We start from the raw sequence: 19,053 nt of genomic DNA, 5'->3' as shown, positions 1-19,053 counted from the left end.
TTTGCCCTATGGCAGCACCAAATCAAGCCAATATCGAGTCGGCGAAAACGATTCTGCGGGCGTACTTAGAGAATAAAGGCCTGCGCAAAACGCCCGAACGGTTCGCCATTCTGGAAGAGATCTACAACCGGCAGGACCATTTCGACGTGGACGAGTTGTATATCTCGATGAAAAACAAAAACTACCGCGTCAGCCGCGCCACGGTCTACAATACCCTCGACGTGCTGGTAGACTGTGACCTGGTAACGAAGCATCAGTTTGGCAAGAATCTGGCGCAGTATGAAAAGTCCTACGGCTACCGGCAGCACGATCACCTCATCTGCACCGACTGCCACAAGGTGATGGAATTTTGCGACCCACGGGTGCAGAATATTCAGAACATGGTGGGCGACATGCTGAAGTTCAACGTGATGCACCACTCGCTGATTTTCTACGGCTCCTGCCAGCGCGACCCCTGCGAAAACCGCCACGAGGCGGCCCGCAACAAAGACCGGCAGGGCGAAACAGCCGTACAAGCTTAACTTAATAGCATAAAATCACCGTCGTTACTAGCCCTCTTATGAACGTCTATGCTGATTTAATCGACCTTATCGCTCCGGGTGTCACCCCAGAACAGATTATTGATTTTAAGCCGTTAACCGAAGCACAGGATCGACTAAGTGAATTGCTGTTCAAAAACAGAACGACAAGGCTCAATGCGGAGGAGGAACGTGAACTTGATCGTTTTAGAGACATGGAACACATTATTCGTATAGCAAAAGTCCGCGCCCGTAAGTATGTCGAGAAGCGGTGACTGTATCTCTGCCGCAGCCCGCAGACAGGTTGGTGAGCGGTCTGGTTTTCGATATGAGTACTGCCTTATTGCTGAACGTGATATGAGATTCAGGCATTTTCGCTTAAATAACTTCCGCATTGAGCCGCTCACGCCTATTGGCGAAGCAACCGAATTTATTTTCCGCTTTAACGATGAGGACCGTATTAAAGAACGGTCCGTTTTATTTTGATTTCTGATGGTAGACGTATTATTGGGCCTCCAGTGGGGCGACGAGGGTAAGGGTAAAATTGTGGACGTTTTAGCGCCTCACTATCAAGTGGTTGCTCGGTTTCAGGGTGGACCAAACGCCGGGCACACGCTCGAATTTGACGGTATCAAGCACGTGTTGCACCAGATTCCGTCGGGGATTTTTCGGCCCGACGCGCTGAATATCATTGGCAATGGCGTAGTGCTTGACCCCATCGTGTTTCGGCGAGAGATCGACGCCCTGGGCAAGTTCAACCTGGACCTGCACAAGAACCTCATTATCTCCAAAAAAGCATCGCTGATTGTGCCCACGCACAGCCTGCTCGATGCCGCCTATGAACAAGCCAAAGGAGCCGCCAAAATTGGTTCAACCCTGCGCGGCATCGGGCCGACGTATCAGGACAAAGTAGCCCGGCAGGGCCTGCGGGTGGGCGATGTGCTCTCGCCGGATTTTCAGAAAAAGTACGAGACACTGGTCAATGCTCACAAGGTTATTCTGGATCGGCACAACTTCGACTACGCGTCGGCGCTGCCCGAATCGGAAGCCAAGTTTTTTGCTGCCGTCGAGTTTCTGAAAACGTTTACCCTCACCGACAGCGAGTATGATGTCAACAACGCCCTCACGGCAGGCAAGCGCGTACTGGCCGAAGGTGCCCAAGGGTCGCTGCTTGACATTGACTTTGGCTCGTACCCGTTCGTGACCTCGTCGACCACTATGACCGCCGGTGCCTGCACGGGTCTGGGCATTGCCCCCCGGCAGATTGGCGAGGTCTATGGCATCTTCAAGGCCTACTGCACCCGCGTGGGCAGTGGCCCGTTTCCCACCGAATTGCTCGAAGAAACCGGCGAGCGGATGCGGCAGGAAGGCCGCGAATTTGGCTCTACCACGGGTCGTCCGCGGCGGTGCGGCTGGCTCGATTTGCCCGCCCTGAAATATGCCATCATGCTCAACGGCGTAACCCAACTGGTAATGATGAAAGTAGACGTGCTCAATATCTTCGACACCATCCGCGTTTGCACTCACTATCAGATGCCCGATGGAACCCTGACCGAACAACTCCCCTACGACCTTTGCGACACCGACGTAACACCAATCTATAGGGACTTTGCAGGTTGGCAAACTTCGCTGGATGGGGTGCACACGTTTGATAAGATGCCCGCCGAGCTAGCTACTTATGTGCAGTATCTGGAAGACGAGCTAAGTCTACCCATCACGTTTGTCTCTACCGGACCAGATCGCGAAGCCCTGGTGCATCGAGAGGCAGTAGGTGTTTAAACAGCAAAAGCGGCTCCAGAAATGGAGCCGCTTTTTTTATGGAGGAAGATTCCGAAAGGGCGTCTATACACCTAACGTTCCACCCGACGTTGCATTGCCTGATGAACCTTCACGTCCTGGTGAAAAACCGGCCTGTTGCATAGGCTCACGATCGGTTGAGCCGCTACCGCTGTAGCTGGTTGTGTTATCCATGGCCGAACCGCTTTGGTAGTTGGCTCCGGCAGCATAACCAGACCGATCGCCACTGGTGCTTTCCGACCCTACCGTTGACCTACCGTTGTTATCATCTTCGTAATAATTAAGGCGATTTGGGCTTGAATAATTTTGGTCGTTTTTGCCCTCGGCTTTTGCCCGCTCGTTTACGAACGATTCGGCCAACTGAGTCAGTTTCTTGTCGGTGTTCTTTTCTTCCTGCAACGACTGCTCGATCAACTGAGCTGCTTCGGTGTAGCCCAGCAACTGCGCGAGGGCATGAAGTGATCCATAGGCGGCAATCTCGTGGTGTTCCACTTTCTGCGCAGCAATAATCAGCCCGGCGTCACGCGTCAGTGACCCCGATTCTGTGCTGCTGATTACCTCGTCGGCATCATCGGCAAGGCCATCGATAGCGTTGCATGTTTTGTCATCGGCTGATACGCCAATGCTATCGAAGATGCGTTCCAGACGGGTTACCTGACCGCGCGTTTCTTCAAGGTGGTGCTGAAATGCCTGCCGTACCTCATCGGTGGTGGCGGCATCGGCCATGTTGGGCATGTTGTCTACCAGCGCTTTCTCGGCGTAGTACATGCCCTGCAACTCTGAGACGAACAGGCCACGCAGGCCCTCATCATTGTCGGTGGTTGATCCACCAGCGAAAAAATCGGCAATTTGTTTTCCAATCGTTGCCATGATGTTGTAAGATTTGGGTTGTCAGTTTATAAGACTACCAACCTTATAGGCAACATGCATACCAATGCCTGATTATGTGGCTGTTAGCGTACTAAAGGGCACTTTCGCTGTGCATTATATTCTACAAAGTCAGTAGATTTTTACCCGACAGCTAAACCATTGCCCAGTTGACATCGACTGATTCAACAGCCTATTACATCGTTGGAATAAGTTCGGATAATGACTAGAATGGCTAATTTTGACCAAACTGAAATAGCCTTATGTTCACCCGTAACTCACTTTTCCTGGCCCTGTTAGTGGGCACACTCGCCGCAAGCTGTAACAGCAACAAAAAAACCGGCGACGGTCAGGCTACTACGGCCGTTACTGAAACGGCTGCTACTCCAGCTACTAGCTCTGGCACCGACACCAGCGCAACGGCCACCACGGCCCTGCCAACGGGCAAACTAGCTGACCCAGCCACGATCATTGCCCGCAAGCAGGTACCTATTCTATGCTACCACCAAATTCGGGAGTGGCGCGGCACCGACTCGAAAAGCGCTAAAGACTACATCTGCCCTACCAGCGTTTTTGTGCAGCAGATGCAGATGTTGAAAGATAGTGGCTACCACGCTATCACCGCCGATCAACTCTACGCCTACCTCACCACCGGTGCCGCCTTGCCCACCAAGCCCGTATTTCTGACTTTCGACGATGGCGACGAAGACCAGTATACCAACGCCCTGCCCATATTGAACAAGCACGGTTTCAAGGCCATGTTTGGCATCATGACGGTGGCCATTGGTCGGCATGGCAAGCAGCCTTATATGAGCAAAGCCCAGATCAAAGACCTCTCGGACAAAGGCCACGAAGTATGCTGCCACACCTGGGACCACCATAACGCCAAGAAATACACTGCGGCCGACTGGCAGGCACAGGCCGTGGAACCCCGGCAGTTGCTGGAAGAAATCACGGGTAAGCCGGTGAAGTATTTTGTGTACCCGTTTGGTCTCTGGAACCATGAAGCCGCCGTTGAATTGCAGAAGCTGAAGTACCTGGCCGCCTTCCAACTGGCCGACAAAAAACGCGATGAGCAATATCCCCTTCAAAGTATCCGTCGGATTATTGCCAGTGGTTACTGGTCAGCCAAGACGCTCCACAACAACATGGTGGGCAGTTTTAAAGGGTAATCAGCATATCACCAGCTCAGGCTGGTAGCCGAAACTTAATTGAGGGACTTCGTTGTACGTCTATGTTAGCCGTGCAGCGAAGTCCTTATTTTTAGCTGAACAGCTTTGATAGAAAAAATAGTATCATAAAACACACTGCTACAAAAACAACATTTAACATGTAATTTAGAACCGTGAGCGCTACAGTTTGCCACGTTTTTAGGCCATTGAAGAATTGAGAGTAGGTCCATAAGGTTAGCAGAAATCCAATCAGTATTTCTATATAATCAAGCGCATAGTTGGGGTTGTTTTTATTAATAAGGTATGTAATGAAGAGATATACAATGTGAACTAGTGTTGCCTGTCCTGACAGAAATGCGTTTAGTACTAGATGCTGAAAATAATTGTATTTTGACTTTATAAATGCTAAATAAGATGCCAGTGAATAGATTGGAATAAGTAGCAGACTGGTATATGCGTAGTGTGTTATTAACCAATTAACAGCCACGTAAGACGTTTTTTCTCCTTTGCTATCCGGTACTGATTTAAATCCCAACATGAAATCTTCCAAAAAAGAGTTGTCATTCAACGAATGACTTAAAAACGCATAAATAGTCGATAAAATCAATACAAAGGCTAGTGGCTTGAAATGATCTACCCGTTTTCCTCCAATATAGTCTCTGATTGATTCACCGGGTCTGGTAAACAACTCTTTGATGGTAAAAAAGAAGCCTCTGTCAACATGAATAACCCCGTGCTGAATTTCGTGAATGATATAATGCAGGTTAATGTCGTGCGTATGCGCAGACTGACCGCACGTGTTGCAAAAATTTCCTTCAAAACGATGGTGGCAGTTTTTACAAGTTACCATTGTCAATAGCACTCAATTAATAGTTTTAGTACAGCAACAGCGGTATAATGCAAGGGTAGCCTGCATTATACCGCTGTTGGAGCTAAATTAGCTTACTCGGGCATTACGGTGGCGTCGCCCTGCCATTGCGAGTGGAAAACGCCCTCTTTGCCGATCAGCTCGTAGGTGTGCGCGCCAAAGTAATCGCGCTGGGCCTGAATTAGGTTGGCAGGCATGTTGGCAGTCCGCAGAGCATCAAAATAACCAAGCGAGGTGGCGTAGGTGGGGATGGCAATGCCCGCCGTTATACCCGCCGCCACCACCGCTCGTATGCCAGCCTGGGTTTCGTCGATGAGGCTTTGTACTTCCGGGGCCAGCAGCAGGTGCTCCAGCGTGGGGTTGGCCCGGTAAGCCGTGAGCATGGTTTCCAGGAAAGCAGCTCGGATAATGCAGCCACCCCGCCATATTTTGGTGATCTCGGTCAGGTTCAGGTCGTAATTCATCTGGGTCGAGGCCGAAGCCAGCAGGTGCATACCCTGGGCGTAGGTGGTAATCATGGCAAAGTAAAATGCCTGCTCCAGTTTCGCCAGAAACGCGTCTTTATCTACGTTCAGCGTTGGCAGTTCGTTGCTGTAAAGACCAGCAGCGGCCACGCGGAGGGCCTTGTATTTCGAGAGGTCACGCAACGAAACGGCACTGTCGATAGCCGGAATGGGCGTGACAAGGTCCATGGCCACCTGTGAGGTCCATTTGCCGGTACCTTTGGCGCGGGCCTCGTCTTTAATCTGGTCCAGCAGCACCTCGGTTTGGCCGGGTTCGTGGAAAGCGAAGATGTCTTTGGTAATGTCGATCAGAAACGATTGCAGGCGACCCTCGTTCCAGCCTGTAAACACGGCCCCCATGGCGGCGTTATCCAGTTTGAGCCCTTTGCGCATCAATTCATAGGTTTCGGCAATCAGTTGCATGAGGGCGTACTCGATGCCATTGTGCACCATTTTCACGAAGTGCCCCGCCGCGCCAGGACCAATGTAGGTCACGCAGGGGTCGCCATTCACCTGCGCCGCCACGGCGTCCAGAATGGGCTTCACGTACTGATAGGCCTCTTTGTCGCCGCCGGGCATCATACTAGGGCCGCGCCGGGCACCTTCTTCGCCCCCCGAAATGCCCATGCCGAAGAAATGAAGGCCTTTTTCCTGCAAGGCCGCATCACGGAGCGCCGTATCGGTAAAGTGCGAATTACCCCCGTCGATGATAATGTCGCCCTGATCGAGCAGGGGCAACAGATCGGCAATGACGCTGTCGACAATCTTACCGGCGGGCACCAGCATCATGATGGCACGGGGGCTTTTCAGACTCTTGACAAACGGCGCTATATCCGTAAAGCCCTGCACGGTAGTACCCGGCGTGGCTTCCTGCTGAAGCAGCACCGACTGGGCGGGATTTTTGTCGTAACCGGCCACGGCGAAACCGTGATCGGCCATGTTGAGCAGCAGGTTGCGGCCCATGGTGCCCAGGCCAATCATGCCAAAGGCGTAGGTATTGGGGGGTGTTTGTGTATTCATATGCATTGAGGGAAATGCGGGTTGATTGATCTGATCTGGCCAAGTGGCTAACGGCAGCGAACGTGCTTAGGAAGGCCAAAGGTATAGATTCAGGGCCGATTCAGTTGCAGCAGAGGTGTTTCGTTCTTCAGGCTACACGTTCACAGCCAAAGGTAAACGCCCCTTCACCCGTACATTGTTGGCTCAAAGCCGTATTATTTTCTGGTTAAACAGGCCCAACCTTGCCACCGAATAATGCCTCACTCAAACCTGCCGGAGGCCAACCACGTATATTGACAGTACAAAGCAGCACAGCGCATGAAACGTATTGTTGACAATAAGCACCCCCTGGCAATCCGCTGGTTTCACTGGATCAACTTTCCCGTGCTGTCGCTCATGATCTGGAGCGGCCTGCTTATCTACTGGGCCTACGACCCCTACAAGATCACCGTGGGCGGCTACACGCTGCTGTCGTTTTTCCCCGACGGCTTCTACAAGGCCCTGGGCGTGCCCTTCCGGCTGGCGCAGGGCATGTCGTGGCACTTTGCGTTTATGTGGCTCTTCACCCTCAACGGCATCCTGTACGTAGCCTACACGTTTATTTCGGGCGAGTGGCGTTACCTGCTGCCCAAACGTAATTCGTTCCGCGAAGCCTGGCAGGTAATCCTCCACGACCTGGGTATCCGCAAGGCACCGCTGCCAGTAGAGAAATACAACGCCGCCCAGCGCATTGCCTATTCCAGCATTATTGTCATGGGCCTGGGGTCGTTGCTGACGGGTCTGGCTATCTACAAACCCACCCAGCTCTGGTGGCTCACCACGCTGCTGGGGGGCTACGAAATGGCCCGGCTCATTCACTTTGCCCTTACTATTGGCTATGTGCTGTTTTTCATCATCCACATTGCGCAGGTGGTGAAGGCGGGCTGGAACAATTTCAGAAGCATGGTGGCCGGATTTGATGTAGTCGACGAAAAAGCCTGATGCAAATGGATACCGAACAAACACCCCACATGCCCGAACGCGAGGCCCTGACTACCGAACAGCAGATTCGCCGCCGCACGCTGAAAGCCTTTGCCTGGTTTGGGCTAGCCAGCCTGCTGCCCGTTGGTATCTGGAAAGCGCTGACGGCCAAACCCATCGAACAGGGCGTTCCGAAGGCACTGCGGTCTATTCTAAACGCCAACGAAGGGCTGGCCAATGTCTTTTTTTCAAATCAGCATCTGGCCCCCACCTTCGCGGTGTCGAAAGCCACCAAACAGGTGGGCATCAATGGTATGGAAGGGCTGCGCGGGGCGGTTGACCCAGCCACCTGGCAACTCCAGATCAACCAGCCGGGCAAGTCGCTGACGCTCACGATGGCCGACATCAAGGCCTTGCCGAAGTATGATCTGGTGTTCGATTTCAAGTGCGTGGAAGGCTGGAGTCAGGTGCAGCACTGGGCCGGTGCCCGGCTGGCCGACCTGGTGGCGAAATACGACCTGGGCACCCGCACAGGCCAAAAACCCACCGACGAAGCCGATTTCTATAAACATCTGGGCATGGAAACGCCCGACAAAGGCTACTACGTGGGCCTCGACGTGGCGAGTGCGCTGCACCCCCAGACGCTGCTGGCCTACGAGATGAACGGTGAGGCCATCACCGCCCCCCACGGTGCCCCGCTACGGCTGCTGATTCCGGTGAAATACGGCGTAAAAAACCTCAAGCGCATCGGCTCGATCACATTCGCCGACGAGCGCCCCCGCGATTACTGGGCCGAACGCGGTTACGATTATTACTTAGGGCTTTAACAACAAACCAAATGAACCGTACCTTAATCATGCTGGCGCTGGCAGGCCTTTTTGCCGTGCAGGCGCACCGGCCCGAACCGTCTAAACCTGTGGCGGTAGTAGAGTTGTTTACCTCGCAGGGCTGCTCTAGCTGCCCCCCCGCCGACCGGTTGCTGACCGAAGTGAGCAGGCAGGCAGTAGCCAGTGGACAGTCCTTGTATGCCCTCTCCTTCCATGTCGATTATTGGGATCGGCTGGGGTGGCGCGACCCATACAGCGATGCCAAATACACCGCCCGTCAACAACAGTATGCCCGACAGTTTAAGCTTGGAAGTATCTACACACCTCAGGCCGTCCTGAACGGTAAGCGTGAATTTGTTGGCTCGAATCGCGCCCAAATGACGTCGCTGCTAGCCGACGCGCTACGTGAGACGCCGCCCGTAGCAGTTCAGCTTACGGCCAATCAGCAGGGGAAGACAATCACTGTCAACTACAAGTTAGCGGGTAGGTTGGCGGGCACGGTGCTCAATGTGGCGCTGGTTAGTCAGACCACAACTACGGTGGTGAGTCGGGGCGAAAACGCGGGCCACACCCTTACGCATAACAACGTAGTGCGGGCCTTTGCCACGGTACCCACCTCGGAAACCGGCCAGACAACCCTCACCGCCCCCGCCGATTTCGACCCCACCAACGGGGCCGTGATTGCCTACGTGCAACAGGCCAACACCTTAACCACGCTGGGGGCCGGTAGGGTAGCGCTAGAAAAATGAATGGAGTAGGGGCAGAATTTGTTAACCATTAAAGCAATCATCACATACAGTCACCATGAAACTAAGTCAGTTCATTGCCTTGAGTTTATCCTTGCTGGCCGGTTATGCCTCGGCGCAGGATATGGCCCCGGCCAAGTTACCCACACCCAAACCAGGCGAGGCTGTAGCGACCTTTGCGGGTGGTTGTTTCTGGGCACAGGAAGAAGCCTTCGATCAGCTGAAGGGCGTTCGGGAGGTTATTTCGGGCTATGCGGGCGGGCACACCAAAAACCCTACCTACCGCGAAGTGGGCACCGACGAAACCGGCCATGCCGAAGCCGTACAGGTCTATTACGACCCTAAAGTGATCTCGTATGATGACCTGCTGGTTGGCTTTTTCGCTGCCCACGACCCCACCACGCTCAATCGGCAGGGACCTGACCAGGGTCGCGACTACCGGTCGGTGGCTTTCTACCGCACCCCCGCCGAGAAAGCAGCCATCGAAGCCGCCATTAAAACCGTCAATGCCTCGAAGCACTACAATGGTACTGTGGTGACGGAAGTGGTGCCGTTTACGGTCTTCTACCCCGCCGAGGGCTACCACCAGAACTACTGCAAACTCCACCCCGAGCAGCCGTATATCCAGAGCGTGTCGATGCCCAAAGTAGCCAAGATGCGCAAAGCCATGGCGGGCAAACTGAAATCGGGCGTGTAAGCAGTATCACTTCACCAGGCTATGCTTGATCTCCCGGATACGGTCGTTGAAGGGAATATTGTGGAGGTCTTCGCCGGGGAGTTTGATAGCCCCCAGCAGGTCCATCACGGCGGGGTGGTGCTGAATACGCTTACCCGTTTCCACGCTAATGTATTTCGACGTGACCCAGAGCACATTTTTTAGCTGCTCTTTGCGGTCGTCGGTCATGTAATACTCGGTGATGGTGGTGTCTTCGCTGAAATACACCAGCCGCGACATGATCCGCACCCACTCGCTCACCAGGGCGGGGCGCACGTAGGCGATCTGATGCTGATACACCACCCAGCTGGTTTTCAGTTCGCGGAACAATTGCGCCGGGGCAAAGCCATAGAGCTTGGCCACCTGATCTTCGCGGGCGTTGAAATAATAATCGAAATACTTGGCGTTGTTGAGGTGTTGCAGCGGGTCGCAGTCCTGAAACCGGATAATCGTCCGCGATTCCGTCTCCGCCGGGTACGTCCGCGTAGGGTCGAGTTGAAACATGTTCTTTTCTAGGTTTAAAGTCTAATGTCCAACGTTTAAGGTTGGCTGACGCGAGAGTTCGCTTGCGTCAGCCAACCTTAAACGTTGGACATTAGACTTTGGACTACTCCTATAGCTTCTCCAAAATTCGCTCCATCGATACCTCGTGGCCGATGCGGGCTTTGAGTTCGGCGATGGGTACGCGGATTTGTTCGGTGGTGTCGCGGTAGCGGATCGTAACGGTGTCGTCTTCCAGCGTCTGGTAATCTACGGCAATGCAGAACGGTGTACCAATCAGGTCCTGCCGGGTGTAGCGTTTGCCAATGGCGTCGCGCTCTTCGGTAATTACCCGAAATTCGGACCGGAGCGACTTCATGATCTGCTCGGCTTTTTCGGGCAGGCCGTCTTTACGCACCAGCGGGAAAATAGCCGCCTTGATGGGGGCCAACGCCGGGTGTAATTTCAGGTACGTACGCTCCTTCTGCGCATCACCCTCCCCTACCGTTTCCTTCGTGAACGCATTGCAAAGCGTGGCCAGAAAGAGCCGGTCGGCGCCCACTGAGGTCTCTACCACATACGGAATGTAGTTGCCGTAGGGTTTGCCTGTGGCGGGGTCTACGTCGTTATCGAAATACTGCTGCTTCTTTTTGCTCAACTCCTGGTGCGCCTTCAGGTCAAAGTCGGTGCGGGAGTGGATACCCTCCATTTCACGGAAACCAAACGGAAACTTGTATTCAATGTCAACGGCGGCGTTAGCGTAGTGGGCCAGCTTCTCGTGGTCGTGGAATTTCAGGCGCTCAGTGGGGAGACCAATGGCCTGATGAAACGCCATGCGGCTGGCTTTCCAGGTGTTATACCAGGCCATTTCGGTGCCGGGGCGCACAAAGTACTGCATCTCCATCTGCTCGAATTCGCGCATACGGAACGTGAACTGCCGCGCCACAATCTCGTTGCGGAAGGCCTTACCAATCTGGGCAATGCCAAACGGCACCCGCATCCGGCCCGTTTTCTGCACGTTCAAAAAATTAACGAAAATACCCTGTGCGGTCTCTGGACGCAGATAGATCGTGCTGGCATCTTCGGCCAGTGACCCCACCTGTGTAGAGAACATGAGGTTAAATTGCCGCACCTCCGTCCAGTTCATATTGCCCGAAATAGGGTCTTTGATACCCTCGGAAATAATCAGGTTGCGCACGCCCTCCAGGTCTTCGGCGCCCAGCAAACGACCCATCTCCGTCAGCAGCGCCTGCGACCGGGCCTCATCGCCAGCGTTGGCATATTCTTCGGCTTTGGCTTCCAGCAGTTGGTCGGCCCGGTACCGCTTTTTCGAGTCGCGGTTGTCAATCATCGGGTCGTTGAACGAGTCGACGTGGCCGGAGGCTTTCCAGGTGAGCGGGTGCATGAAGATAGATGCGTCGATGCCCACCACCTCGTCGTGGAGTTGGGTCATGGCCTTCCACCATACCGATTTAAGGTTGTTTTTCAGTTCCACGCCGTTCTGACCGTAGTCATACACGGCCTGAAGCCCGTCATATATTTCGGAAGAAGGAAACACAAACCCATACTCTTTGGCATGGGCAATGATATCCTGAAGCGTAGTGGCCGGTGTGGCAGAATCGTTGCTCGTCATAATGGCCGCAAAGATAGGTTTTGCACCCATTACGGAACGCGGATCGGGCAGATTAGGCGAATTTACATTGATTATGAGAACGGTACGGCTTAGCTTGCGGCACCACCGTACCTAAACCATAACTACTTCGTGCTGAAACGACTACGCGCGTACGTGATCGACTTTTTCGCTATTGGGCACAACGAAGCCAAGGGCGTTATTCTCCTCATTTTTCTTACCCTTCTCTTCCTGGTATCGCCCTGGCTGTACCGCTGGCTCCGGCCCGAGGTGGTGGGCCAAACTACCCCCGCCGACCAACGTAAGCTCGATAGCTTGGTAGCCTTGATGAAGGTAGACGGCGAACGAGATGAGCAGCAGCGGTTCGGCAATGACCGGAGCAGACCCGGCGGGGGTAGTGGGCGGGGGCCGGGTGAGGCGCATTTGTCCGAACAGTATCACGAAGCCAAACCCTTTCCGTTCGACCCCAACACGGTGAGCGTGGCAGGCTGGCAGCAGTTGGGTTTGCCCCGCTGGCTGGCCGAACGGATTGATAAGTACCGGAGCAAGGGCGGGCAGTTTCGGAAGAAAGAAGACCTGCTTCGCATCTACGATTTCCCGCCCGAAGCCTATGAACAACTCGAACCATACATCCAACTAGCGGGCGCGACAAAGCCTGCTGCCAGTAATTACACGCAACCCTCCTCTACTAAACAGGCAAATGTCGCATCGTCGTCTCCCCTTCCCAACCCGCCTGCTTCGACTCCCGAACGATATGTAAAGCCAACCCTGCAACCCTTCGATATTAACACGGCTGATACTACGCAACTCATTGCCTTAAAAGGGATTGGCTCGAAAATGGCCAGCCGCATCATTAACCACCGCGATGGGCTGGGGGGGTTTCTATCGGCTGAGCAATACAAAGACATTTATGGTATGGATTCAATCAATCTGGCCCAGTTAACACTGTACGGACAGATTAGATCACCGGTGCGCAAAACGCCGATCAATACGGCATCGGCGGCTGATCTTGACCGGTTTCCTTTTTTGTCGCGGCGGCAGGCCGAAGTGATTGTCAACTACCGCAATCAGCATGGGGCCTATGCTACAATGGAGTCGTTAAAAGCTGTGCGTGTGCTGGATGCCCGCACGCTTGACAAGTTGGCCCCTTATTTATCTTTTTAGTTCACAACTCTGAAAACAAAAAACCCTGCCAACGAGGCAGGGTTTTCGCGTATCAATCTACGGTAGGTCAGGTAAGCTAGTTGTTTCTTTATACGTTTCAGGTTGGCAAGCTACGTGGTGGCAGGCTACTATTCAGTTACGGAGGCAGCGGAATCCATTAGATAAAACGAGGCACTACTTTCTTATGCGCCCAGAAATTGGGCAACCCGCTGGTCATGTACGCACCAATGGGCTTATTGGCTAGCAACTGAAACAATTTTTCATTAGTCACCGGCACACAACCTGCCGTGTGTTTCGACGGGTTTTTATACAATTCATCGCCCATGAGCGATGACAGCAGAACGAATTGATCAAGATTCATACGTAATTCTCAGTAGGTGTTATTAGGTAATGACAAAGATCTATAGACGTTGTTGACTTTGCAACTTTTGTGGGGAAAACTTTCCACACTACGTGGTCGGTTATACTTAAACTGATTGAACGGCCAAATTAAGTATTTTATCTAAGACTAAACCCCTCTGTTTACTAAGACGATGGCCTTTTTGCTAAGTAACAGGCCATTGTCGATTTTAATCAAAACTTTTTCGGGCCGCCCGTTGAGCAGGAAACCAGGAGGTCAAAACCGTCACCACAATAACTATGCCTCCAGTAATAATGACATCATTGGGTCGCACAGAGACGGGGTACGCATTGACCAAACCAGCGGTTGTACCTAATTCAATTAGTCCATAGCGTTGCTGAAGGTAGCATACCAACAGCCCCAGCAGCAAGCCAACACCGGCACCGGTGAAAGCAATGATCATGCCTTCGGCCAAGAAAATACGTCTGATGAACGAGGGCGTAGCACCCATGGCAAACATCACTCCGATATCGGCCTTTTTTTCCAGCACCAGCATAGACAGCGAATAGAAAATATTGATACTGGCCACCAGGATAATGAATGCCAGCGTGAGGGTCACAAATAGCTTCTCTACTCGGATGGCGCGAAACAACCCCCGATTGATTTCGTCGCGGGTTTGCACCAGCCAACTGGCACCGGCCATTTGTTGCAGAGCCTTCTGTACAGCAGCTTCGTCGGCACCAGGTTTTAATTTCACTTCCAGGCTGGCGTAGTCGTCTGGGCCGTAGCCCAGTAGCTCGCGCGCTAACTCAAACGGTACGATAACCAGATCACTATAGTTGGGCGCAGATACGAAAAACACGCCCGACACGGCTACCTGCTGCTGCCGGAAGGCACCGGGTGTGAGCGAAGAAAGGCGGCGGTTTCGTTCAGGAAACAACAGTTCGAGCGGAATCAGCGGGTCTTCCGGACTCATGCTCAGGCTGTTACGGATGCCGTCGGCCACGAGCGCGTAGTTAATGCCGTTCTGTTGCAATACCTGCCGACCCTCTACCATAGCGGTATCGAGGCGGTGCTGTTGCAGGAAGGTGCTGTCTACACCTTTTACCCGCACCACGGTTTGGCCGTCGGCATAGCGAGCCAGGGCATTGTCTGTTGCTACGGTCGTAATTACCTGAATACCGGCCAACCCGCGCAACCTGCCAAGCTGCTGAGGTACCATGGCCTGCCGTTTACCCTGCACAGGCGTGAGCGTCAGATCAGCATCGACCGACTTAAATAGCTGCCTGTTCAACTCTTCCATGCCATTGAACACCGACAGCACTACCACCAGTGCCATCGTGCCCACGCCCACACCCAGCATAGACAGCAGCGACAGGTAACTGATGAAGCTGCGTTTTTTCCGCGAAAAGAAATACCGACGGGCAATGAAGGCGGGGAGGTTCATGGGAGGTACGTTAATGAAGAATGAAAAATGTAGAATGTAAAATGGGCTGACGCGTCGGCGATGCAAACAGATGCGTCAGCCCATTTTACATTCTACATTTTTCATTCTTCATTATCTTCTGTGGCGGGTGGGATAACGATGCCGGCGAAGAGTTTGTCCATTTTTTCGGCGTATTCGGCAGTGTCATCCAGGAAGAATTGGAGGTCGGGCACAATGCGCAACTGATGCCGAACGCGCTCACCCAGCAACTGGCGAACGGTACGGCTTTTCTCCTGAATGGCCTCCATCAGCATGGTTCTGTTTTTAGCATTCAGCAGGCTCAGGTACACCCGCGCCACGCTCAGGTCGGGCGAGACGCGCACGTTGGTGACGGTGATAAATACCGCCCCACCACCCAGGCCGTTGAAGGCGTGGGTCAGGTCGCGCTGGAAGATCTCGCCAAGGTCTTTCTGTAGCTGGCGGGCTACCTTTTGTTGTCGTTTTGATTCCATAGAGCAAATATCCTCAACTTCGCGGGTGTTTTGGTGTCCAGCTAATAGGTTGCGGGCTGGTAGAGGCTAACAGCTGTGGGGGCCTTTTGGTGCAGAATGCACCAGGCCATGCCAAAAAGGGCGTAATTTCGCCTGTTAGTTGCCTATTCATTCGTCAAGATAATCGCCCTCCTTGCTTAGTTTTTTTCGCTCGTTCGCCCCGTATCAATATATCAGCCTGCTGGTAGTGCTGCTGTTGCTACGCTTACCGTTGCTCATAAAACCGTTTCCACTGCTGGTTCCCGAACTGAACTGGATGCTGGTGGGCGAGCAAATGCGTCAGGGCCATACGCTCTATCGCGATATCTGGGACAATCTAAGTCCGTTGTCGGCGGGGGTATATTGGCTCATTGATCTAGCCGTGGGGCGGTCGCAGGTAGCATTCTGGGCAGTGGCCACGGTCATTTCGGTGGGGCAGATGATCTATTTTAATTACGTGATGAACGCCCGCGAAATTTTTCCTGAGCGCACGTTCTGGCCGGGCCTGTTCTACACCCTTTTCCTGAATCTCTCCTTCGACTGCACCACCCTCTCGCCTACGTTGCTATCTACTACGTTTCTGCTGCTGGCTTTTGGCACCATTGTCAGGCAGCTGACGCAACGGCAAGGAGCCACCGACGAGGTATTTGAAGTGGGCGTATACGTAGGCATTGCGGCCTTGTTCTACCTGCCCTCGGCGTTGTTTATTGTCTGGGCGTCGCTGTCGCTATTGCTGTTTACCGGCGCCACGATACGGCAGCACTCGCTCACCATCTTTGGCTTTGCCTTCCCCATTCTGCTGGTGGTGCTCTACTATTATTTCACCAACTCGCTCGACGGTTTCAACCGAAATTTGCTCACGTCGGTGTTTCGGGTGCGGCAGTATGACCTGAGCGACCTAAAAACGCTGGCTTTGTCGCTGGTGATCCCGCTTACAGTGGGGGTGCTGGGGGTGCTCAGTCTGTTTAATAGCGCCAGCCGGTTTGTCAATTTTCAGCAGCGTTGCCAGCAAATCATGCTGCTATGGGCCTTCACAGCTCTGCTCACCATTCCGCTGATGCCTTTTCTAGCCCCCATGATGTTTATCTGCTTTGTGCCGCCGATGGCCTTTTTCGCAGTCCTCTACTTCGCCAGCCTGCGGCGCGTATGGCTTCGCGAGCTGCTCTTTCTAGGTGTGCTGCTCTGCATGGCCGGCATCTTGTATCAGGGTGCGCTACGCTTGTTTCCCTCTGACGTGGGTCAGCTGACCAACCTGCGCGTGAAACCATCAGCCTTACCCGCAACGGTCAGAAACCGATCTTTGCTTGTCATTGGCGACGACCTTAGTGCTTACCGTTATAACCGCCCAGCGACGCCCTACCTCAACTGGGGCCTGGCCAAATATGACCTGCGCAACCTGGATAATTACGAAGCCGTTATTCAGGTTTACGATCATTTCAGGCAAGACCCGCCCGACTATATTCTCGACCGGCAGCAGGTAGTGCCAAAGCTGTTTGCCCGCGTACCAGCACTGGCAGCGCAGTATCGCCCCACTGCCACTGCTGATCTATACGAGCGCACAAGAACCGGAAGACCGGCGAACAATTGATCGCGTTTTTGAACAGAATACCCCCTTTCCAGGGTTATTGATTTCCCCCGACACTCCTTGCGTGGCGGAAACGACCGCTGCCCGATGCGTAGTCAGGCTCATACTTACCGTTCGGGGGGCTCAGCCACTGACTGGCATCCAGATTTGTCGACCCCACTTTTCCCAACAAAACCAAACCATGGAAACAGTAAATCAGGCGGAGGCTGCGCAGGTAGCACCGACCGTAACGCCTGCGCCTACAGCGGCACAGGGATCAAAAGAAAACATTCAACGGTCTGAAACACAGACTACCCAACAAATCTCGAAAGACCTGACCAAGCGGGATGAACTGCTGCTCACGCCCGACGAGATGCGGATTAAAGAAGCGTTTCAGGACCGTAACTGGAATGAAGTAAAAACGGCCGACTCCTGGGTCATCTTCAAAGTGATGGCCGAGTTTGTGGAGGGTTTCGACAAGCTGGCTCAGATTGGCCCCTGCGTATCGATCTTCGGCTCGGCGCGGACCAAGTCAGAGAACCCGTACTACAAAATGGCCGAAGAGATTGCCGCCAAACTGGTGCGGCATGGCTACGGCGTCATCACGGGTGGTGGCCCCGGCATTATGGAAGCAGGCAACAAGGGTGCCTATGAGCAGGGCGGTAAATCGGTAGGGCTTAATATCAAGTTACCCTTTGAGCAGCACAGCAACGTCTATATCGACCCCGACAAGAACATCAACTTCGATTTCTTCTTTGTCAGGAAAGTGATGTTTGTGAAATATGCGCAGGGCTTTGTGGTCATGCCCGGTGGCATGGGTACCCTCGATGAACTGTTTGAGGCACTTACCCTGATTCAGACCAAAAAGATTGCACGGTTCCCGATTGTGCTGGTGGGCAAAACCTACTGGCAGGGTCTGATGGACTGGATCGTGAACGTGATGCTCAACGAAGAACACAACATCAACCCCGAAGACATGAAGCTCATCAGTCTGGTAGACACCCCAACCGAGGCCGTCAAAGTAATCGACGATTTCTACGACAAGTACCTGATGAAGCCGAACTTTTAACTAAAGAGTGAAAGGTGACGGTCCGGCACTCTTTCGCTCTCCGGAACGCCGGACCGTCACCTTTCACTCTTTAGTTGAAGAACGGAAACGACAGCGCCAGGTAGGGCATGCCGCCGGTACGGTTGCGGAAGCGGCGGTTGTCGTCGGCAACGTTGCGTACCGAGGTGGTGTATTCGGTGGTAACCCATTGGTAGCCCAGTTTCACGCCCAAGCGTTGGCCCACCAGTAGTTTAGCATATACTTCGGTAGCTAGTGTACCCAGGCTGTTGTCGCCCAATAGTTGCAGGTTTGCAATGGTAGGCTTTGCCGACTGTGGCCGGTTATCGACCCCGTTGGCACCCTTAACGAAAAACGCCGTTGAGTCACGTCCGGTAATATTACTTTTAACGGTGAAATACCCGTTTTGCGATAGGTACTGACCTACCCGCGTTCTGCCCAGGGTGAGGCCCAGAATATCGGCGCTGGCACCTAGTTCGAGCGGGCCGAAGCGGAGTTGCACCCTGGCCCCGAAGTTGAGCGACGTGCCCGATGCACCGCTCATTTGCAGTGTGTCCAGATTGGCTGCTATAACGGGTGCACCCAGGGCATAAAAGCCAGTTTTGCCCCCGCGCGACAGGTAAGCCGGGGCCGTGGTATAATCCAGATTGTCGGCGTAGAATGTGCGAAATGTGCTCGTCCAGCCAATAGACAGCATTTTATTGTTGGTTAGGTTCAGCAATTGGTAGTAAGTGGCCGAAGGGCTAACCACATTTGGCTTGAAGGAAGCCCCTATCTCCATTCCCGAGCTTAGACGGCTGGAAACGGGCGCCTGGGCAATGGCGCAGAACGGTAGGCAAATGAATAGCAGGAACGTTAGTTTACGCATAGTCAGAAAAAAG

General features: G+C 53.4%; 20 protein-coding genes. 11 read left to right on the top strand and 9 right to left on the bottom strand.

Translation table 11 applies throughout. The features are described 5' to 3' along the window. The first annotated feature begins 8 nt into the window (after window positions 1-8). The 3 genes from J2I48_RS24270 (at window position 9) to J2I48_RS24260 (ending at window position 2,297) form a co-directional block, all read left to right on the top strand. Entirely contained in the window at window positions 9-521 is a 513-nt protein-coding gene (locus J2I48_RS24270) for a Fur family transcriptional regulator (RefSeq protein WP_207338106.1), read from the top strand. A 38-nt stretch (window positions 522-559) separates the two neighbouring features. After that, window positions 560-793, top strand: a complete 234-nt coding sequence (locus J2I48_RS24265; RefSeq protein WP_207338105.1) for a hypothetical protein — start codon at window positions 560-562, stop codon at window positions 791-793. A 217-nt stretch (window positions 794-1,010) separates the two neighbouring features. Continuing rightward, window positions 1,011-2,297 carry an adenylosuccinate synthase gene (locus tag J2I48_RS24260; RefSeq protein WP_207338104.1) on the top strand — a complete coding sequence of 429 codons (1,287 nt, stop codon included), beginning with the start codon at window positions 1,011-1,013 and terminating at the stop codon, window positions 2,295-2,297. A 63-nt stretch (window positions 2,298-2,360) separates the two neighbouring features. Here the strand turns inward: J2I48_RS24260 and J2I48_RS24255 are convergent, their stop codons facing one another. Further along, window positions 2,361-3,185, bottom strand: a complete 825-nt coding sequence (locus tag J2I48_RS24255) for a YciE/YciF ferroxidase family protein (protein WP_207338103.1) — start codon at window positions 3,183-3,185, stop codon at window positions 2,361-2,363. Between the two features lie 260 nt (window positions 3,186-3,445). Here J2I48_RS24255 and J2I48_RS24250 point away from each other — a divergent pair, with 260 nt between their 5' ends. Continuing rightward, window positions 3,446-4,354: a polysaccharide deacetylase family protein gene (locus J2I48_RS24250; RefSeq protein WP_207338102.1), complete on the top strand. Its 909-nt coding sequence runs from the start codon at window positions 3,446-3,448 to the stop codon at window positions 4,352-4,354. A gap of 91 nt (window positions 4,355-4,445) precedes the next feature. Here J2I48_RS24250 and J2I48_RS28700 read toward each other — a convergent pair whose 3' ends face one another. Beyond that, the gene (locus J2I48_RS28700; protein ID WP_374758172.1) at window positions 4,446-5,204 is read right to left on the bottom strand and encodes a DUF3667 domain-containing protein; all 759 of its coding nucleotides are present in this window, start codon (window positions 5,202-5,204) and stop codon (window positions 4,446-4,448) included. A 92-nt stretch (window positions 5,205-5,296) separates the two neighbouring features. Continuing rightward, on the bottom strand, window positions 5,297-6,745 hold the full coding sequence (gnd, locus tag J2I48_RS24240; RefSeq protein WP_229376757.1) for an NADP-dependent phosphogluconate dehydrogenase: 1,449 nt from the start codon (window positions 6,743-6,745) through the stop codon (window positions 5,297-5,299). Window positions 6,746-7,042: 297 nt separating this feature from the next. Between gnd and J2I48_RS24235 the strand changes: the two genes are divergently transcribed. Genes J2I48_RS24235 through msrA form a run of 4 tightly spaced genes read left to right on the top strand, consistent with a single transcriptional unit; the run spans window position 7,043 to window position 9,954 of the window. Further along, the gene (locus J2I48_RS24235) at window positions 7,043-7,705 is read left to right on the top strand and encodes a cytochrome b/b6 domain-containing protein (protein ID WP_207338100.1); all 663 of its coding nucleotides are present in this window, start codon (window positions 7,043-7,045) and stop codon (window positions 7,703-7,705) included. A 5-nt stretch (window positions 7,706-7,710) separates the two neighbouring features. Next, complete coding sequence (locus J2I48_RS24230) at window positions 7,711-8,511, top strand: molybdopterin-dependent oxidoreductase (RefSeq protein WP_207338099.1); 801 nt, start codon at window positions 7,711-7,713, stop codon at window positions 8,509-8,511. Window positions 8,512-8,522: 11 nt separating this feature from the next. Beyond that, on the top strand, window positions 8,523-9,260 hold the full coding sequence (locus J2I48_RS24225; RefSeq protein WP_207338098.1) for a DUF1223 domain-containing protein: 738 nt from the start codon (window positions 8,523-8,525) through the stop codon (window positions 9,258-9,260). Between the two features lie 55 nt (window positions 9,261-9,315). Further along, a complete protein-coding gene (msrA, locus tag J2I48_RS24220; protein ID WP_207338097.1) occupies window positions 9,316-9,954 on the top strand; it encodes a peptide-methionine (S)-S-oxide reductase MsrA in 639 nt (212 codons plus the stop codon). 6 nt (window positions 9,955-9,960) lie between these two features. Here the strand turns inward: msrA and J2I48_RS24215 are convergent, their stop codons facing one another. Together J2I48_RS24215 and J2I48_RS24210 are read right to left on the bottom strand one after the other, a co-directional pair. Continuing rightward, the gene (locus J2I48_RS24215; RefSeq protein WP_207338096.1) at window positions 9,961-10,476 is read right to left on the bottom strand and encodes an acyl-CoA thioesterase; all 516 of its coding nucleotides are present in this window, start codon (window positions 10,474-10,476) and stop codon (window positions 9,961-9,963) included. Window positions 10,477-10,585: 109 nt separating this feature from the next. Beyond that, window positions 10,586-12,115, bottom strand: a complete 1,530-nt coding sequence (locus J2I48_RS24210; protein WP_374758171.1) for a glycine--tRNA ligase — start codon at window positions 12,113-12,115, stop codon at window positions 10,586-10,588. A gap of 99 nt (window positions 12,116-12,214) precedes the next feature. On the opposite strand from J2I48_RS24210, the gene J2I48_RS24205 reads away from it, so the two are divergent. Beyond that, entirely contained in the window at window positions 12,215-13,246 is a 1,032-nt protein-coding gene (locus J2I48_RS24205; RefSeq protein ID WP_207338095.1) for a ComEA family DNA-binding protein, read from the top strand. A gap of 157 nt (window positions 13,247-13,403) precedes the next feature. Here J2I48_RS24205 and J2I48_RS24200 read toward each other — a convergent pair whose 3' ends face one another. The 3 genes from J2I48_RS24200 to rbfA form a co-directional block, all read right to left on the bottom strand. Beyond that, complete coding sequence (locus tag J2I48_RS24200; RefSeq protein ID WP_207338094.1) at window positions 13,404-13,607, bottom strand: hypothetical protein; 204 nt, start codon at window positions 13,605-13,607, stop codon at window positions 13,404-13,406. A 208-nt stretch (window positions 13,608-13,815) separates the two neighbouring features. Then, window positions 13,816-15,033, bottom strand: a complete 1,218-nt coding sequence (locus tag J2I48_RS24195; protein ID WP_207338093.1) for an ABC transporter permease — start codon at window positions 15,031-15,033, stop codon at window positions 13,816-13,818. A 101-nt stretch (window positions 15,034-15,134) separates the two neighbouring features. Further along, entirely contained in the window at window positions 15,135-15,524 is a 390-nt protein-coding gene (gene rbfA, locus J2I48_RS24190) for a 30S ribosome-binding factor RbfA (RefSeq protein ID WP_207338092.1), read from the bottom strand. A gap of 172 nt (window positions 15,525-15,696) precedes the next feature. On the opposite strand from rbfA, the gene J2I48_RS24185 reads away from it, so the two are divergent. Both J2I48_RS24185 and J2I48_RS24180 read left to right on the top strand, forming a co-directional pair. Next, window positions 15,697-17,130 carry a hypothetical protein gene (locus J2I48_RS24185; RefSeq protein WP_207338091.1) on the top strand — a complete coding sequence of 478 codons (1,434 nt, stop codon included), beginning with the start codon at window positions 15,697-15,699 and terminating at the stop codon, window positions 17,128-17,130. Between the two features lie 178 nt (window positions 17,131-17,308). After that, window positions 17,309-18,175: an LOG family protein gene (locus tag J2I48_RS24180; protein ID WP_374758170.1), complete on the top strand. Its 867-nt coding sequence runs from the start codon at window positions 17,309-17,311 to the stop codon at window positions 18,173-18,175. 70 nt (window positions 18,176-18,245) lie between these two features. Here J2I48_RS24180 and J2I48_RS24175 read toward each other — a convergent pair whose 3' ends face one another. Then, a complete protein-coding gene (locus J2I48_RS24175; RefSeq protein ID WP_229376755.1) occupies window positions 18,246-19,040 on the bottom strand; it encodes a hypothetical protein in 795 nt (264 codons plus the stop codon). Window positions 19,041-19,053: the final 13 nt, after the last annotated feature.

Source organism: Fibrella aquatilis, assembly GCF_017353255.1.
In the GTDB taxonomy this organism is placed as follows: domain Bacteria; phylum Bacteroidota; class Bacteroidia; order Cytophagales; family Spirosomataceae; genus Fibrella; species Fibrella aquatilis.
The sequence above is the reverse complement of the archived record's forward strand: the minus strand, read 5'-3'. Positions and strand labels throughout refer to the sequence as shown.

Bases quoted from the DNA above. Each gene is read 5' to 3' on its own strand.
- J2I48_RS24255 (WP_207338103.1), bottom strand. From the start codon at position 3,185: ATGGCAACGATTGGAAAACAAATTGCCGATTTTTTCGCTGGTGGATCA.
- J2I48_RS24270 (WP_207338106.1), top strand. From the start codon at position 9: ATGGCAGCACCAAATCAAGCCAATATCGAGTCGGCGAAAACGATTCTG.
- J2I48_RS24230 (WP_207338099.1), top strand. From the start codon at position 7,711: ATGGATACCGAACAAACACCCCACATGCCCGAACGCGAGGCCCTGACT.
- rbfA (WP_207338092.1), bottom strand. From the start codon at position 15,524: ATGGAATCAAAACGACAACAAAAGGTAGCCCGCCAGCTACAGAAAGAC.
- J2I48_RS24215 (WP_207338096.1), bottom strand. From the start codon at position 10,476: ATGTTTCAACTCGACCCTACGCGGACGTACCCGGCGGAGACGGAATCG.
- J2I48_RS24260 (WP_207338104.1), top strand. From the start codon at position 1,011: ATGGTAGACGTATTATTGGGCCTCCAGTGGGGCGACGAGGGTAAGGGT.
- J2I48_RS24250 (WP_207338102.1), top strand. From the start codon at position 3,446: ATGTTCACCCGTAACTCACTTTTCCTGGCCCTGTTAGTGGGCACACTC.
- J2I48_RS24180 (WP_374758170.1), top strand. From the start codon at position 17,309: ATGGAAACAGTAAATCAGGCGGAGGCTGCGCAGGTAGCACCGACCGTA.
- J2I48_RS24175 (WP_229376755.1), bottom strand. From the start codon at position 19,040: ATGCGTAAACTAACGTTCCTGCTATTCATTTGCCTACCGTTCTGCGCC.
- J2I48_RS24225 (WP_207338098.1), top strand. From the start codon at position 8,523: ATGAACCGTACCTTAATCATGCTGGCGCTGGCAGGCCTTTTTGCCGTG.
- msrA (WP_207338097.1), top strand. From the start codon at position 9,316: ATGAAACTAAGTCAGTTCATTGCCTTGAGTTTATCCTTGCTGGCCGGT.
- J2I48_RS24210 (WP_374758171.1), bottom strand. From the start codon at position 12,115: ATGGGTGCAAAACCTATCTTTGCGGCCATTATGACGAGCAACGATTCT.
- J2I48_RS24265 (WP_207338105.1), top strand. From the start codon at position 560: ATGAACGTCTATGCTGATTTAATCGACCTTATCGCTCCGGGTGTCACC.
- J2I48_RS24195 (WP_207338093.1), bottom strand. From the start codon at position 15,033: ATGAACCTCCCCGCCTTCATTGCCCGTCGGTATTTCTTTTCGCGGAAA.
- gnd (WP_229376757.1), bottom strand. From the start codon at position 6,745: ATGAATACACAAACACCCCCCAATACCTACGCCTTTGGCATGATTGGC.
- J2I48_RS24200 (WP_207338094.1), bottom strand. From the start codon at position 13,607: ATGAATCTTGATCAATTCGTTCTGCTGTCATCGCTCATGGGCGATGAA.
- J2I48_RS28700 (WP_374758172.1), bottom strand. From the start codon at position 5,204: ATGGTAACTTGTAAAAACTGCCACCATCGTTTTGAAGGAAATTTTTGC.
- J2I48_RS24235 (WP_207338100.1), top strand. From the start codon at position 7,043: ATGAAACGTATTGTTGACAATAAGCACCCCCTGGCAATCCGCTGGTTT.